Below are 14,794 nucleotides of genomic sequence, written 5' to 3' on the forward strand. Positions count from 1 at the left end.
GGGGGAGTGCCATCGTGCAGCAGAGTGTGCCCGCGCCGGTCGCGGAGAGCGGCGTGCCGCCGCTGGCGGAGCCGGCCCGCCGCTCGCGGTCCCTCCCCGGCCCGCAGAGCGTCTTCAGCGCGCTGCCGCTGCTCGCGGCCGCCGCCCTCTGGGTGTACGCGCTGCCCCGCATCGGCTTCCGTGACATCGCCGAGTACGGCCTCCTCGACCGTTTCCCGCTCGCGTTCTACGCCTCCCTCGCCGTCCTGACCTGCGGCTTCCTGGTCACCCTGCGACGGGCCGGTACCGCGCCCCGGTGGCCGGCGGCCTACAGCGTCGCGATGCTCGTGGCGCTCAAGGCGCCCCCGGCGATCCTGTACGACTCCGTGCGCTACGCCTGGGCGTCCAAGCACGACGCCGTGATCAGCCGGCTCCTGGCCGAGGGCACGGTCCACCCGCGGCGCGAGCTGTCCGGCGGCATGTCCGCGTACGACCAGTGGCCCGGGTTCTTCTCGCTCGACGCCGCGCTCGTACGCGCCTTCGGCGTGGAGTCCGCGGCCTCGTTCATCAACTGGGCGCCGGTCGCCCTCGGCGTCCTCACCCTGCCCGTCCTGGTGCTGATCTACCGGACCTTCACCGACGACTGGCGCCTGGTGTGGACCGGGGTGTGGATCTTCCAGCTGGCCAACTGGGTCGGCCAGGACTACCTCTCCCCACAGGGCTTCTCGTATCTGCTCTACCTGACCGTCTTCGCCGTCGTCGTCCGCCACTTCGTCCGGCCGGGGTCGGCCGGACGGCTGCGGGACCGCACGGTGCTCGATCCGGCCGCGGCCGCCGTGCCGCCGCCCACGACCCTCCGACAGCGCGCGGTCTGCGTCCTGATCATCGCCCCGCTCATCGCCACCATCAACGCCTCACACCAGCTCACCCCGGTGATGCTGTGCGCGACCCTGTTCGCCCTCTGCCTCACCCGCCGCTACCGCAACATCGGGCTGCTCGTCGTCAGCGGGCTGATCATGCTGGCCTGGGACCTCACCATGGGCCGGGTGCTCTTCCTGGAGACGATGAGCACCCTCAAGGAATCGGCCGGCGACCTGCTCTCCAACTCCCGGGCCGGATACGCGGGCGAGCCCACCGGGCCCGGCCCCGAACTGGTCGGCACCGCCAACATCCTCATGGTCCTCGCGCTCGCCGCGCTCGCCGGCACGGCCGTCCTGCTGCGGCGCAGACTCGTCCGCAGCGCGCTGCCGCTGCTGCTCGCCGCCGCCGCGCCCGTGCCGATGTTCGCCGTCAACGACTACGGCGGCGAGATGCTCTTCCGCGTCTATCTCTTCGGGCTGCCCGGCACCGCGTTCTTCGCCGCCGCCGCCCTGGTGCCCGCCGCGGGCGCGGTCGGCAGGGGAGCCGTGCTCGCCCGCCGAACCGCCGCCGTCGCGCTGCCGCTCACCCTGGCCGCCCTGCTGGCCGGCTTCCTGCCCTCGTACTACGGCAAGGAGGGCATGCACTACGCCCCGCCGGCCGAGCTCGCCCTGACCCGGCGCGCCTACGACCGGGCGCCGGACGGTGCGCTGATCCTCGCCACCACCGGCTCCTTCCCCGGCGCCTACTACCGCTACGACCACTACGAACGCTGGTTCTTCACCGAGCAGGAAGTCCCGGAGAACCTGAAGATGCTCAAGGATCCGGCGGGCTATCTCGCCCGGGGCATTCCGGAGGGCCGCCCGGCGTTCGTCGTCCTCACCCCGACCCAGGAGAAGGCGGTCATCGGCGAGGGCTATCTGCCGCCCGGCAGCTTCGAGACCCTGCGCGCCGACCTCAAGCGCTCGCCGCTCTTCCGCGTGGTGGAGGAGAGCGAGCACGGGCTCGTCCTGGAGTACCGGCCGCCGTCCACCGCTCCCGCTTCCGCTTCCTGACCGACCGCTTCCTGACCGACCGCACCCGAGCACCAGGAGTACGCCATGGCCCAGGCACAGGCACAGGCCCACGCCCACCTCCAGCTCAGAGCCGCCCTGGCGGCCTCCGGCTGGCTCGCGCTCGGCGCGACCGCGCTGCCGAGCGGCTCCCCGCTGCGCTGGATCCCCGTCCTCGCCTTCGTGGCCCTCGCGCCGGGCCTCGCCCTGCTCCACCCGCAGCCGAGCGGGCTGCGCCCCGGGGCCCGGCTGGAGGCGCTGGCGCTCGCCGCGCCCGTCAGCCTCTCGCTCGCCGCGCTCGCCGCGACCGCGCTGTTCCTGGCGGAGGCGTTCTCCACGACCACGTTCCTCGTCGCTCTCGCCGTCTTCGTGACCGTCGTCGCCGCCCTGCCGGGCGTGCCGCTGCCCGCCGCCACGCGGGGCGCCGTCGAGCGCGAGAGCGCGCGGACCCGGACCAAACGAAGGCCCGGTGGCGGGCGATGAGGGCACGCCATGCCGTACCGCGGCGGTGGACGCGCACCGCGATCGCGCTGGCCGCCGTCGCCGCGCTCGCCGCCGGCATAGGAGTCTGGGCCACCCAGGCCGACGGCTCCGACCGCTGCGCCCCCGACGCCCGGCTCGCGCCCCGCTGCGGCGCCTGGTGGGGCGCGTACGTCCCGTACGACGGCGACAGCTCGCTCACCAGGCCCGTCCACGCCTTCGAGAAGAAGATCGGGCGCAAGCTCGACCTCGTCTACACGTACCACGACATGTCGGGGAACCCGGTCGACGGCGAACTCCTCACCCCCGACGAGGTGGAGCTGGGCCGTGAGCGGATGCTGATGCTGGCCTGGGAGTCCACCGTCTGGAACGAGAAGCACCACGCGGGCTGGGGCGAGCGACAGCTCGGCTGGAAGAACATCGCCTCCGGGACGTACGACGCGTCGATCATCGATCCGCAGGCCCGGCGCATCAAGGCGTACGGCAAGCGGGTCTTCTTCTCCTTCGACCAGGAGACCGACTTTCGCATCCGGGAGGGGGCCGGGACCCCGGAGGAGTACGTCGCCGCCTACCGCCATCTGCGGGAGCGCTTCGAGCGCCTGGGCGTACGGAACGTGGTGTGGGTGTGGACCGTCTCCGGCTATCTCGGCAACGCCGCGCAGATGAAGGCGCTCTACCCCGGAGACGCGTACGTCGACTGGATCGGCATGGACCAGTACAACTACTACCTGTGCCACAAGTCGCCCACGTGGCTCGACTTCGAGGCCAGTCAGCGGCCGAGCTACGAGTGGCTGCGCGCGAACGTCTCCGCGACGAAGCCGGTCATGCTGTCCGAGTTCTCCACCGCCCCCGATCCGCGGCGTCCTGCGCGTCAGCGCGACTGGTACGCCGGCATCCCCAAGGCGGCCCCGAACCTGCCGGAGGCCCGGGCCTACGTCCACTGGAACCGGGCCGTCCCCGGGGAGAACTGCGACCTGACCGTGAACTCCGGCCCCGCCCTGGAGGGCTACAAGGAGGCGGGCTCCCACCCGTACTTCAAGCAGCGCGTCCCGCGCGGCTGAGGTGACGGCCGGCCGATGCGTACGCGGCCGGGAGCGGATCGCCTCCGCGCCTATGCTGCTGCGTGGTGATCACGCGGCTCGACCTGCGCAAACACCCACAGTCAGGCGTAACAGGCGGAAAGCAACGGGGAAATGAACAAGTACACAGTGATGGCAGCAGGCCTCGTCCTGTCGCTCGGGTTCGTCGCGGGCTGCGGCTCCTCCGACGGCCCGGAAGCAGACAAGCCCTCGGAGAAGGCGAGTTCGAGGGCACCGCAGAGCGACACGAAGGCCGCAGGCCCGGTCTACAAGGGCCCCGCGATACCCGGCCTGGCCGACAAGCAGGCATGGAGCCTGCCGCGTGCCGAGGCCATCGACCTCGGTGACACCCTCCTCTTCGTCAAGAACGCCGCGGGCGAGTACTCCGTGGGCGGCAACTTCAAGGACGAGCCGATCGACGGCACGACGGGCACGCTCCACGACACCGATCAACCGGAGCCCGTCAACCTGGAGTTCCGCGATGTGAGGACCGGCGCCGTACGGAAGACCCTCACCGTGACGGCCGACCGCGTCGCGGCCACGACCTGGCGCGACGGCGTGCCGGCGCTCGAAGTCCGCACCAGCAGTACGACGGAGTCCGACGGGCTGAGCGCGGAAGGCACCACCGCCACGGTCACCGTCTACGGAAGCGACGGCGCCGAGCTGGGCAAGGCCGAGCACACGGGCGACACCCCCTTCCACGTCCACGAGGGCCACCTGATCGAGCAGGCGGACGAGGCGACCCTGCAGCTCACCCCGATCGGCGGCGGGCAGCCCCGCAAGGTCACCTGCGGTGGGCTCCAGGCGAGCTGCTCGTTCGACCCCCGCAACAAGGACATCGACGGTGGCCAGGGCCACGCCCCGCTGATCACGGGCAAGTACACCTTCCACGTGGAGAACGGATCCACGTACGAGACGGCGCCGGAGGAGCTCGTCATGTCCGACCTCGCCACCGGCGAGAAGGTGTGGAGCACCGCGGACGTCACCCCGCCCGAGGGCGTGGAGCTGAACGACAAGGGCGTGCGGACCAGCGGCGGCATCCGCGTACTCGATGTGCGCGAGGGCCGGATCCTCACCGCGTGGGGTGCCGGTGCCTTCCTGACCGACACGTGGGTCACGGCGACGTACGACCTGGCGAGCGGCAAGCAGATCGGCGGCTCCACGAAGTACGCCTACGCGGACTTCCCCGGCGACACGGTGAACACCGAGGGTTCGTCCGTCTTCTCCCCCGACCACCAGCTTGCCGCGGCCGCCACCGAGCGCGGCAGCACCGTGTGGCAGCTCGCGGACGGCAAGGAGGTCTGGGCGCAGAAGGAAAACGAGAAGGCGATGACGCCGCTGCGCTTCTCCCCGAGCGGCGTGCTGTACGGCACGACGGAGGACAGCCAGGGGACCGTGCTCGCGGTCGACGCCCGCACGAAGAAGGTCCTCGCGAAGGACCTGCCCTCGGACAACGTCCCGCTGTTCTCCCGGCCGTCCGGTTACGGCTACTTCAGCACGGACGACGGCTTCTTCGTGTTCCCCTCGGCGAGCCAGTGACACGGGCCGCCCCGGAGCCCGGCCTCGGCGGCTCCGGGGCGGTTCGACGCTCGCGCGCGATGTCCCGGCGGCGCCGGGTCAGCGGCGCCTGAGCCCGCGCGCCGCGACCGCCGTCATCGTGGCCCCGCACGCGCCCAGGAGGACGGGCAGCGGGGCCGCCGCGAAGGCGTGCTGGGCCGCCCAGCCCGCCCACACCAGGACCCACACCGCGCACGCCGTGACCCGGACGCTCGCGCCGAGCGCTCGCAGCAGCACGGCCGCGAGTGCCAGACACACGGCCTGGAGGACGATCGGCAGGGCCTCCCGCAGGCCGGCGGGGGCGAGGGTCGAACCCGGGCCGGTCACCGCGTCCGGGCGGATGCCGAGCAGGGGCGGCGCGGTGTGCAGCGCGAGGAACGTGGCGAGCAGGATCGTGGCGGCGAGCAGCGGCGGGACCCGGCGCAGCGACACCGCCGCGCCGTGCAGCACGATCAGCAGGACCCCGGCCGTGAGGGTGATCGGGGGCAGCGCCGCGATCAGCTCCGTACCGGACAGGTGGTCGAGGCCGAGTCCGCCCGCGCGGGCCAGCGGGATCCAGAAGAGCCCGGTGGACAGCCCCAGGAGCAGCCACAGCCAGGTCGCGGGCCGGTCGTCCCGGGTCGCCGGGGGCGGTGCCATGCGTTCGGGCGGCCGCGGCACGTACACCGGCAGACCGAAGGCCGGCGTCACCGTGTCCGCGGAGGCGCTCTGCCGCGTCCACTCCTGCTCGGCGGCGCGCCGCGCCCAGCTCGTGCCGTACTCGATCTCCTGGCGGCCCGGCTTCAGCGCGGCCCGCAGGCCCGGCGCCGAGACCGCTGCCATCAGCGTCATCGAGCCGAGCATCGCGAGCCCGGCGCCGGAGATCCCGGCGGCGCCGAGCAGCACGGCGGCGCTGCCCAGGACCAGGACGCACATCGCGCCCTGGAGGGCCGCCAGGGCGCCCGTACGCCCCTGGACGCGCAGCACGCCGATGTACAGCTCGACGGCGACGCGCGGGAGCGCGGCGGCGGCGAGCAGCCGCAGGACCGTCGTGCCGTGCTCGGCGTACTCCGGGCCGAAGGGGGCGAGGATCTGCGGCGCGAAGACGACCAGGACGAGGACGACGGGCACCAGGAGCAGCGCCATGCGCCGCAGCGCCCCGCGGACGCCCTCGGCGAGGGACTCGGGGCTGTGCGAGGCGTGCGCGGTGAGCGAGGAGGCCATGTTGATGGCCATGAACTCCATCGTGCCGCCGACGGTGTACGCGGTGTAGAAGAACGCGTTGTGCGCGGCGTCGAAGCGGACGGCGACCATCACCGGCAGCAGGTTGATCATCGCCAGGCTGAACAGGGCGCCGACCGAGTCCCCGGCCATGAAGCGGCCGATCTCGCGCATGCTGGGCGGCTCGCGGTCGTGGTCGGCGCGCGCCTGGCGGGGGATGAGCCGGCGGAAGACGAGCCAGCCGAGCGGCACGACCGACAGGGCGATCGCCATGGACCAGGAGACGAAGACGCCGAGGACCGGCATGGTGGCGGCGAAGGCGACGAGCAGCAGCAGTTTGCCGACGGAGAAGCCGGCGTTGCCGACGGGCACCCAGAAGGCCCGGCGCAGCCCGGTGAGGACGCCGTCCTGGAGGGTGAGCAGCGCCCAGCCGACGCAGGAGACGGTGAAGAAGAGCCCGGCGGAGAGCGTGCCGAGCGGTGCGTACGAGGGGCCCCACCAGTCCAGGGTGAGCAGGAAGATCCCGCAGGCCAGGGCGACGACGACCGAGCTGACCAGATAGATCCGGCGGACGAGCGGCCCGGTGGCGCGGCCGGCCCGGGGCACGTAGCGGACGACGGCGCCGATCATCGTGGTCGCGGTGACCGAGGCGAGCAGCCGCTGGGCGGCGATGGCGGCGGAGCCCTGCCCGACGGCCTCCTCGGTGTAGTAGCGGGCGGCGACCAGCCAGAAGCCGAGCCCGAGGGCGGCCGAGACGCCGGTGGAGAGCATGAGGGCGTACGCGTTGCGGAACATGGAGTCCCCGCCGGATCCGTTCTCGGGCGCGGGCGCCTGCGCCCCGGCCCCCCGCTCCTCCGCGTCCGGCTCGTGCAGCCGGACGGCCTCAGCCACGATCGCCGCGACCGGCGTCGAAGACCGCAGGCGGCTCCGCGCGTACGGCTCCCGCCGCGCGCAGCGTCTCGATCACCTCCGGCGCCCGTCGCGGGTCCACCGGCAGGGCGTGGCGGGCGAACCAGGCGGCCGGCTCCGGGGCCGGGGAGAGGTCGGTGAAGAGCTCGCCCGCGTAGGTGTCGAGCGGCGGGTCGTACAGGTAGCCGGTGACGATCCGGCGGCGGGCGAGGGCGGCGATCGCCGCGTCCCGGTCCTCGACGAGCAGCGGCACCCGGAACAGCGGCTGGGCGTCCCCCGCCAGGCCCGTGCCCCCGCCCGTGCCCGTGCCCGTGCCCCCGCCCCACTCGCTCGCGAGGAGCCGCTCCGTACCGGCCCGGTGCGCGGCGAGGGTCGCGTCGAGGCGGGCCAGGAGGCGTCCGGTGCGGCGCAGCCGGGCGGCGCCCGGGCCGAGACGGTAGTCGTGCATGTCGACCCGGACCCAGGAGTGGAAGGGCGCGAGCCCCGGCGCGCCGGCGAGGGCCTGTTTCAGCTCGTCGGCCCGCAGCGGCATTCGGATCTCCTCGCGCTCCTGCTGCCCGAGCAGCCGCAGCGTGGCGTGCGCGGCCTTCACCAGGCGCAGCCCGCGGACGGTGGCCTCGGCGTACGGCCGTACGAGGTAGGCGAGTTCGGCGCTCGTACGGGACGGGTGCAGCAACTCGTCGCGTGCCGCGGCCAGTTCGCCGCGCAGGGCCGGGTCCGCGAAGGTCAGGAACCCGCCGGTCTTGGCCCCCGTGTGCTTGGAGAGGCTGAAGACGGACGCCTCGCCCCACGTGCCGACCGGACGCCCGCCCGCCGTGGACCCGATGGCGTGGGCGGCGTCCTCCAGGAGAGGGATCCCCGACTCATCGCAGCGGGCGCGCAGTTCGGGCGCCGGGTCGGGATTCCCGTACAGGTTGGTGGTGAGGACGGCGGAGAGCCCGCCCCAGACGGACTCGGGCACGGCGGCGGTGTCGATCGATCCGTCGCGCGGGTCGAGCGGCGCCTGGACGGGCCGCAGTCCGGCGGCCAGCACCACGAAGAAGATGACGTCGTCGTTGACCGGCGACATCAGCACCCGACCGCCGGGTCTGCACCAGTGACGCAACGCGAGATAGAGACCGAAGCGGCACGACGGCACGTAGAGGCAGTCCCTGCCCCCGAGCCGGCCGCGCATGCGCTCTTCCAGTTCCGCGTACGCAGAAACCATGCGATTCCCCCCTGAACCCCGCCTCAATGTGGCCCATTCCGGGCGGCCCGTCAATAACGCGGAAGGGCCCGTCCGGTGAAGAACAGGCCCTTTCCACAAGGCGTTTGAGGGGGTGCCGGCGGTCACTCCTCGAGGGTCAGCCCCTTGCGCAGCCGGCCCAGCGTGCGGGAGAGCAGCCGGGAGACATGCATCTGGGAGATGCCCAACTCCTCGCCGATCTCCGACTGGGTCATTCCCGCGACGAAGCGGAGCGACAGGATGCGCCGCTCGCGGGGCGGCAGCGAGGCGATCATCGGCTTGAGGGACTCGACGTACTCGATGCCCTCGATGCCGTGGTCCTCGTAGCCGATCCGGTCGGCGAGCGCGCCCTCGCCGTCGTCCTCCTCGGGCTGGGCGTCCAGCGAGCTCGCGGTGTACGCGTTGCTGGCGGCCATGCCCTCGACGACCTCGTCGCGGCTCAGGTCGAGCTCCTCGGCGAGTTCGCCGACGGTCGGCGCGCGGTCGAAGCGCTGGGACAGTTCGTCACCGGCCTTGGCGAGGTCGAGACGGAGCTCCTGGAGCCTTCGCGGAACGCGCACGGACCACGAGGTGTCGCGGAAGAAGCGCTTGATCTCGCCGACGATCGTCGGCATCGCGAAGGTGGGGAACTCGACGCCCCGGGAGAGCTCGAAGCGGTCGATGGCCTTGATGAGGCCGATCGTGCCCACCTGGATGATGTCCTCCATGGGCTCGCTGCGCGAGCGGAACCGGGAGGCGGCGAACTTGACCAGGGCGAGGTTGAGTTCGACCAGGGTGTTGCGCACGTACGCGTACTCGTGCGTGCCCTCTTCGAGGGCGTCGAGCCGGGCGAACAGGGTCTTCGAGAGCGCCCGTGCGTCGAGGGGGTCGACCTGGTCGAAGGGCCCGATCTCGGGGAGTTCGTCGGGCAGGCCTTCGAGAAGGCCGTGGGGATGGGTGGGGGGCGGAGTTGCTGTCGACGGCGCGTCGTGGGTACGCGGTGCGTCGAGCCGGGGTGACATGGTCTCCTCCATCGTTTCTTCCTGCTGCGGTTTGCGGCGCCTCCAAGCCGGCCGTTTCGAATGTTCCTTACTAGCCCTACCTGTTCGACACCGAAGGTCGCAAGTGTCAATTGTCCGATTTGCGGCGTTGTGTGGTGGAGTTCGGGTGCACGGCAGGGCGGCTGACTTGTAAGGTTCGGGGCACGTCAACCGGCATCCGCGAGAGCGAGAAGAGGCACGGGCATGGACCGCCAGAACATCGGCAGCGCGCAACCTGGGCGGCTGCGGGTCGAGGTCCGGACCGTGGGGGCGAGCGAGGTCCTCACTCCGGTGGGTGAGCTCGATCACCACACGGCGGACGTGTTGCGTACGCCACTCGATCGCGCGCTCGACGCCGGCCGGTCACGGCTTGTCGTCGACTGCTCACGCCTCGACTTCTGCGACTCCACCGGACTCAACGTGCTCCTCGGGGCCAGGCTGAAAGCCGAGGCCGCAGGGGGTGGAGTCCACCTGGCGGGGATGCGGCCGATGGTGGCCCGGGTCTTCGAGATCACCGGTGCGGACGTCGTCTTCACCGTCCATGACTCGCTCGCCGCGGCGCTGCCCGACTGAGTGACGGGTGTTGTCAGGAAAAGACCGGGCAGGAGAGCCCCGGTTTCGTCCGTTGTCTGGTGAATCGGTTGTATCGGTTGTCTCGGTTGAATCGGTGAGGTGAAGCGCTGATGGACACTGCTGCCGGCGGCAGGGAGGTCGAGGAGTCGGTGGGCCCTGTCGTGGGCGCCGCCGATGCCGCCGATCTCGATGTACGCACGCTCGCGCTCGGCGCCACCAGCGGCACCGTCCCGCTGGCCCGCGACTTCACGAGGTCCGCGCTGTACGCCTGGGGCTGGCTGCCGGCCGCCGGCGCCGAGGCCAGGGCCGCCGCCGAGGACGTCCTGCTCGTCGTCTCCGAGCTGGTCACCAACGCCTGCCTGCACGCCGAGGGCCCCGAGGTGCTGCGCGTGCTGCGCCGGGCCAAGGTGCTGCGCCTGGAGGTCACCGACCGCGGCGCCGGACAGCCCGCGCCGCGCACCCCGCACCGGGCGGGGCGGCCGGGCGGGCACGGCATGTTCATCGTGCAGCGGCTCTGCCTGGACTGGGGGATCGAGCGCAGGCCCGGTGCCCCCGGCAAGACGGTGTGGGCCGAACTGGCCGCTCCCGCCTAGAACCCGCGTACGGGCGCGCACTTCGCGCCTTCCTTTGTCTTCCCTCCACAACGCCCCAGGCGTACCTTGACGCCCAATCTGATAAGCCGTCAGTAACTTCGCGGTGAGGGGTGCTTGAGGTGCCGGACCGGAGGAGAACAGCTTTCGCGCTGACAGCGGCGGCGGCCGTGGCAGCGGCGGCGGGCTCGGCGGTGCTGGCCTCCGCCCCCGCCGCGCACGCCGCCGTCGTCGACGTCGACTACGCCTGCGAGACGAAGATCGGGCCCAAGAGCGCGGTCTCGCCCGTCGACATCAAGGCCGTCAAGAGCGGCAACGCCTACACGATCACCATGTCCTTCGAGAAGGGCGTCTCCGACAGCCCCATCGAACTGCCCAAGGGCGTCATGACCCCGCGCGCCGAGCTGAAGCTGGGCGGTGCGGACGAGGGGACGATCAAGGTGAAGGGGACGCCGAACACGGCGGCCATCCCACCCAACACCCCCATCAAGATCGGGCAGTTGACGGGCACGTACACACCGAAGAAGAGCGGCAAGGTCACCTTCACGGCCGGGGTGCTCACCGTCCACGCGCTCGGCATGGACGCGGCCGTCTGCACCCCGAAGAACAACCCGAAGCCGTCGCTCGAACTGGAGGTCACGGCGGCGGGCGGCTCCGGCGGGACTCCGTCCACGAGCGCCGGCGAACTGCCGAAGACCGGCCCGCTCGACTCCGCGGCGGCGCTCGGCACCCTCGGCGGCACGGTCCTGCTCACCGGCGCGGCCGGAGTGCTCTGGCTCACCCGGCGCACGGCACGCTGATGCGCGGGGCGTTCGTGGCCCTCGCGCTGGGGGCGGTGGCGGCCGCCCCGGCGCCCCCTCCGGGATGGACGGCGGGGGCGGCCGAGGGACGGCCGTACGTCTATCTGGAAGGCGCGGCCGGCAGCGTCCTGGAGGACACCCTCTCCGTGACCAACCCGGGCGGGAAGCCGCTCACCGTACGGCTGAGCGGGCAGGGCACCCCGCTCGCCTTCGCCGCGCGGACGGTGACGGTGCCGGCGCGGACCCGGGCGGACGTGCCGTTCGCCGTCACCGTCACGGCGGACACCGCGCCGGGGGAGCACCGCGGGACGGTGAGCGCCGTGGCCGGCGGGCGCGAGGTGCGGATTCCGGTGCACCTGCGGGTGAGCGGGCCGAGCCTGGCGGCGCTCACCGTCGAGAAGGTACGGCTGGACGGCTCGGGCACCGTGCACTACACCCTGGTCAACCGGGGCAACACGGTCCTGGCCCCGCGCCTGTCAGTCCGCGCCGACGGCGCCTTCGGGACCGTGCTCGACCGCCCGTCCCGCGCGCTGCCGCTCACCCTCCGCCCCGGCGAACGGGTCACCCGCACCGAACCCTGGCCCGACCCGCCCGCCCTCGACTCGGTCACGGTCCACCTGCGGGCCACGGCCCCGGGCACCCCGGCGGCGACGGCCCGGTCCGAGCGGGTGTTCGTCGCGTGGCCCCCGATCGCCGCCGCGGCCGGCGCACTCCTCGCGATGTCCGTGGGCGCCGTCGAGGCCCGAAGACGCCGGGACCGGGCCGCGAGAGGGCCCGGAATCCCCGTGGAGAAACCCCAGTCGGCGGACGTGACGGCAGGAGCGGACCGATGAGCACGAGCGGTACGGAGCCGGCGACCCGGCACGCTCCGGACGACCTCGGCCAGGCGGACGGAACCCGTGCCGCCCAGGCGCGCGGCCGGCTGGGTGAGGCCCCCCGTGCCGACGGCGGACCGTCGGCCCTGGCGGGCCGCCTCACGGCGCGAAGCCGCCGCGCCGCGGCCGCCCAGGGCGCGCGATTCCGTCGCGGCGGACGGGCCCTCCTGGCCACGGACGCGCCGTCGACCCCGGCGGGTCGCCAGCGGGCGGCGGGTGGCGTTCTCGGTCTCCTCCTTGCCGCGCTCGTGCTCGCCGTCCTGCCGCCCGCCGCCCAGGCGGCCGCCGCGCCCGCTCCCGGGCCCACCGTGGCCCTGTCGCAGGCCGAGGGCGGCAAGGGCGGCGAGATCACGGTGAGCGGGACCGGCTGGAAGCCGGGCGCCCTGCTCATGCTGCTCATCTGCGGGCAGTCCGCGCCGGACAAGGGCGTCATCGGCGGCACGAACTCCTGCGCCAACACCCTCGGCCGGGCCGCCACCGTCGACGCCCGGGGCGCCTTCAGCCAGAAGATGCCGGTGGCCGAACCGCCCAAGCCCTGCCCGTGCGTCGTGCATGTGGCCGGGGTCACCGGACAGCAGGACGTCGTGGACGTGGCCTTCACGGTCGCGGGCCATCCGACCGCCCCGCTGCCCGAGGCCTCCGGCGACGGCCGGCTCGCCGTCCTCGCCTCCGTACGCCTCGAAGGTTCCAGCGGCGTCCTGGTGTGGTTCGGCGCCCCGGCCCGGCGCGAGGTCGTCTTCACCGTCGGCAACCTCGGCCAGGCCGCCGTCAAGGACCCGGTCTTCCAGGTCGGCACGAGCCATGGCGTCTTCTCGCCGCGGTACGAGGAGCGCCAGTGGCGCGGCACGATCGAGCCCGGCAGAAAGGCCCAGATCAGACTGCCCGTCGAGCTGTCGGCGGGTGCGCACGGCGACTACGAGGTGTCGGTGAAGTACGCCGGCAAGGTCCTGGTCGACCAGCCGTGGGGCGTCGGCCGCCCCTGGGGCGTGACGCTCTTCTGGCTGCTGCTCGCCGTGGTCGTCCCGGCCGCCCTCTTCCGTATCGGCATGGCGGTGGTGGACCGGGTCCGGCCCGGAACCGCCGCCCGCTCCCGCGCCGGACATCGCCGCCGCCGCGCTCTCGTACGTACGCCCGAACCCGGCCCCGCCCCCGAGCGGGACGAAAGCACCACCGCCACCACGACCACGGCCCTGCCGTGGTTCACCCCGGACTCCGCACCGTCCGCACCGTCAGAGATCAGCCCGACGACGAAGGGACACCAGTGAGCACGCAACGGAGGATGAGCGCGGCAGGAGTCGCGCTGATGCTCGGCGGCGCGGGGATCATGCTGGCCGCCAGCCCCGCTCAGGCCGCCGAGGTCTCGTTCAAGACCGAGTGCATTCCGCCGGCCATCTCCGGGATGCCGCCCGTGCAGGGCACCACCCAGGTGCGGATCACGGCGCCGGCGGAGGCGAAGGTCGGCGACGAGGTCGAGGTCGTCTGGAAGACGGTCGAGGCCGCGTCCAAGAACCCCGACGTGATCGACCTGGAGAAGGACACGGTCAAGCCCACCGGCGTCATCAAGGTCGGCGGCGCGGCGAGCGGCACGCTGAACATGGAGGGACCGCGGCAGAATCCGCCGATCCCGAAGAACAGCCCGATGGTCCTGCCGGACATGAAGGGCAAGCTGAAGCTGGAGAAGGCCGGCGAGATCACGCTGACGCCGGACAAGTACAACATCAACGTCTCGAAGCCGATGTCGACGGACACGAAGTGCTCGCCGAAGGAGACGGTCGCGGTCGGGGCGACCATCAAGGTGACGGACGGCGGGGGCGGCTCGTCGGGCGGCTCGACGTCCACGTCCGGCGGTTCGACGTCCGGCGGTTCGACCTCCGGTGGCTCGACGTCCACGTCCGGTGGTTCGACCTCCGGTGGCACTTCGGGCGGCGGGGGCGGGCAGACCGACTTCATGGGCAAGGAGGTCGCGGTCCAGTTCTCCTGCCAGTCGCCGGGCCCGGCGAACATCACGTCCAAGGTGACCATCAACGCCCAGAAGAACGGGGGCGGCTACGACCTTACGGTCAAGACCGCCAAGGGCGTCATGGACAGCCCCGCCCCGCTCCCCGCCGGGGCGCTCAAGCCCTCCATGGCGGTCAAGCTCGGCGGCGCCGACAGCGGCACGGTCAAGGTCGAGGGCCCGGCGAACGCCGCCCCGCTGGAGCAGGGCAAGCCGGTCGACCTGCCGGACATGAAGGGCACGTACAAGCCCGGCGCGACCGGCAAGTCGACACTCAGCCCCGGCACCCTGACCATCAACGTCTCGCTCGGCGGCTCGCCGATCGTGATCCCCTGCCAGGTCAAGGGCACCGTCCAGGCCTCCCTGGAGCTCGACACGACCAAGCAGGAGGGCGGCGCGGCGGGCGGATCCACGGCCGGTGGCACCTCCAGCGGCGCTTCGTCGAGCTCCGGCGGCGGACTCGCCGAGACCGGCGCCGAGGACGACGGCGCCCTGCGCGCGCTCGCCCTGGTCGCCGGCACGGTGATCCTGCTGGGCGGCGCGGTGTTCACGTTCACGCCGTGGGCGCGGCTCAGGAGGTAGACACCCCGGAACGACGGAGG

General features: G+C 72.7%; 13 protein-coding genes. 10 read left to right on the plus strand and 3 right to left on the minus strand.

Annotated elements, in window-relative coordinates; all coding sequences use genetic code 11:
- Positions 1-14 precede the first annotated feature (14 nt).
- The 4 genes from FDM97_RS04575 (at position 15) to FDM97_RS04590 (ending at position 4,987) form a co-directional block, all read left to right on the plus strand.
- Positions 15-1,892 (plus strand): hypothetical protein, encoded by a 1,878-nt coding sequence (locus tag FDM97_RS04575; RefSeq protein WP_254705499.1) that lies wholly within the window; start codon positions 15-17, stop codon positions 1,890-1,892.
- 45 nt (positions 1,893-1,937) lie between these two features.
- Entirely contained in the window at positions 1,938-2,372 is a 435-nt protein-coding gene (locus tag FDM97_RS04580) for a hypothetical protein (protein ID WP_137988982.1), read from the plus strand.
- Positions 2,369-3,430 carry a glycoside hydrolase family 26 protein gene (locus FDM97_RS04585; protein WP_175439034.1) on the plus strand — a complete coding sequence of 354 codons (1,062 nt, stop codon included), beginning with the start codon at positions 2,369-2,371 and terminating at the stop codon, positions 3,428-3,430. Before FDM97_RS04580 ends, FDM97_RS04585 begins: the two co-directional genes overlap by 4 nt.
- A gap of 132 nt (positions 3,431-3,562) precedes the next feature.
- Complete coding sequence (locus FDM97_RS04590; RefSeq protein ID WP_137988983.1) at positions 3,563-4,987, plus strand: WD40 repeat domain-containing protein; 1,425 nt, start codon at positions 3,563-3,565, stop codon at positions 4,985-4,987.
- A 78-nt stretch (positions 4,988-5,065) separates the two neighbouring features.
- On the opposite strand, the gene FDM97_RS04595 is transcribed toward FDM97_RS04590, so the two are convergent.
- The 3 genes from FDM97_RS04595 to FDM97_RS04605 all read right to left on the minus strand — a co-directional run bounded on the left by FDM97_RS04595 (position 5,066) and on the right by FDM97_RS04605 (position 9,352).
- Positions 5,066-7,096, minus strand: a complete 2,031-nt coding sequence (locus tag FDM97_RS04595; protein WP_137988984.1) for a lipopolysaccharide biosynthesis protein — start codon at positions 7,094-7,096, stop codon at positions 5,066-5,068.
- Entirely contained in the window at positions 7,089-8,321 is a 1,233-nt protein-coding gene (locus tag FDM97_RS04600; RefSeq protein ID WP_137988985.1) for a DegT/DnrJ/EryC1/StrS family aminotransferase, read from the minus strand. The genes FDM97_RS04595 and FDM97_RS04600 overlap by 8 nt, the downstream gene beginning before the upstream one ends.
- Positions 8,322-8,443: 122 nt before the next feature.
- Positions 8,444-9,352 carry an RNA polymerase sigma factor SigF gene (locus tag FDM97_RS04605; RefSeq protein WP_137988986.1) on the minus strand — a complete coding sequence of 303 codons (909 nt, stop codon included), beginning with the start codon at positions 9,350-9,352 and terminating at the stop codon, positions 8,444-8,446.
- 210 nt (positions 9,353-9,562) lie between these two features.
- Between FDM97_RS04605 and FDM97_RS04610 the strand changes: the two genes are divergently transcribed.
- The 6 genes from FDM97_RS04610 (at position 9,563) to FDM97_RS04635 (ending at position 14,774) form a co-directional block, all read left to right on the plus strand.
- Positions 9,563-9,931, plus strand: a complete 369-nt coding sequence (locus FDM97_RS04610) for an STAS domain-containing protein (protein ID WP_137988987.1) — start codon at positions 9,563-9,565, stop codon at positions 9,929-9,931.
- 110 nt (positions 9,932-10,041) lie between these two features.
- A complete protein-coding gene (locus FDM97_RS04615; protein WP_254705500.1) occupies positions 10,042-10,524 on the plus strand; it encodes an ATP-binding protein in 483 nt (160 codons plus the stop codon).
- Between the two features lie 119 nt (positions 10,525-10,643).
- Positions 10,644-11,321, plus strand: coding sequence for a peptidase (locus FDM97_RS04620; protein ID WP_137988988.1), 678 nt, complete (start codon positions 10,644-10,646; stop codon positions 11,319-11,321).
- Positions 11,321-12,154 (plus strand): COG1470 family protein, encoded by an 834-nt coding sequence (locus FDM97_RS04625; protein WP_254705501.1) that lies wholly within the window; start codon positions 11,321-11,323, stop codon positions 12,152-12,154. Before FDM97_RS04620 ends, FDM97_RS04625 begins: the two co-directional genes overlap by 1 nt.
- A complete protein-coding gene (locus FDM97_RS04630) occupies positions 12,151-13,461 on the plus strand; it encodes a hypothetical protein (protein ID WP_254705502.1) in 1,311 nt (436 codons plus the stop codon). Before FDM97_RS04625 ends, FDM97_RS04630 begins: the two co-directional genes overlap by 4 nt.
- A gap of 14 nt (positions 13,462-13,475) precedes the next feature.
- The gene (locus FDM97_RS04635; protein ID WP_137988989.1) at positions 13,476-14,774 is read left to right on the plus strand and encodes a hypothetical protein; all 1,299 of its coding nucleotides are present in this window, start codon (positions 13,476-13,478) and stop codon (positions 14,772-14,774) included.
- Positions 14,775-14,794: the final 20 nt, after the last annotated feature.

This window comes from Streptomyces vilmorinianum, from assembly GCF_005517195.1.
Classification (GTDB): domain Bacteria; phylum Actinomycetota; class Actinomycetes; order Streptomycetales; family Streptomycetaceae; genus Streptomyces; species Streptomyces vilmorinianum.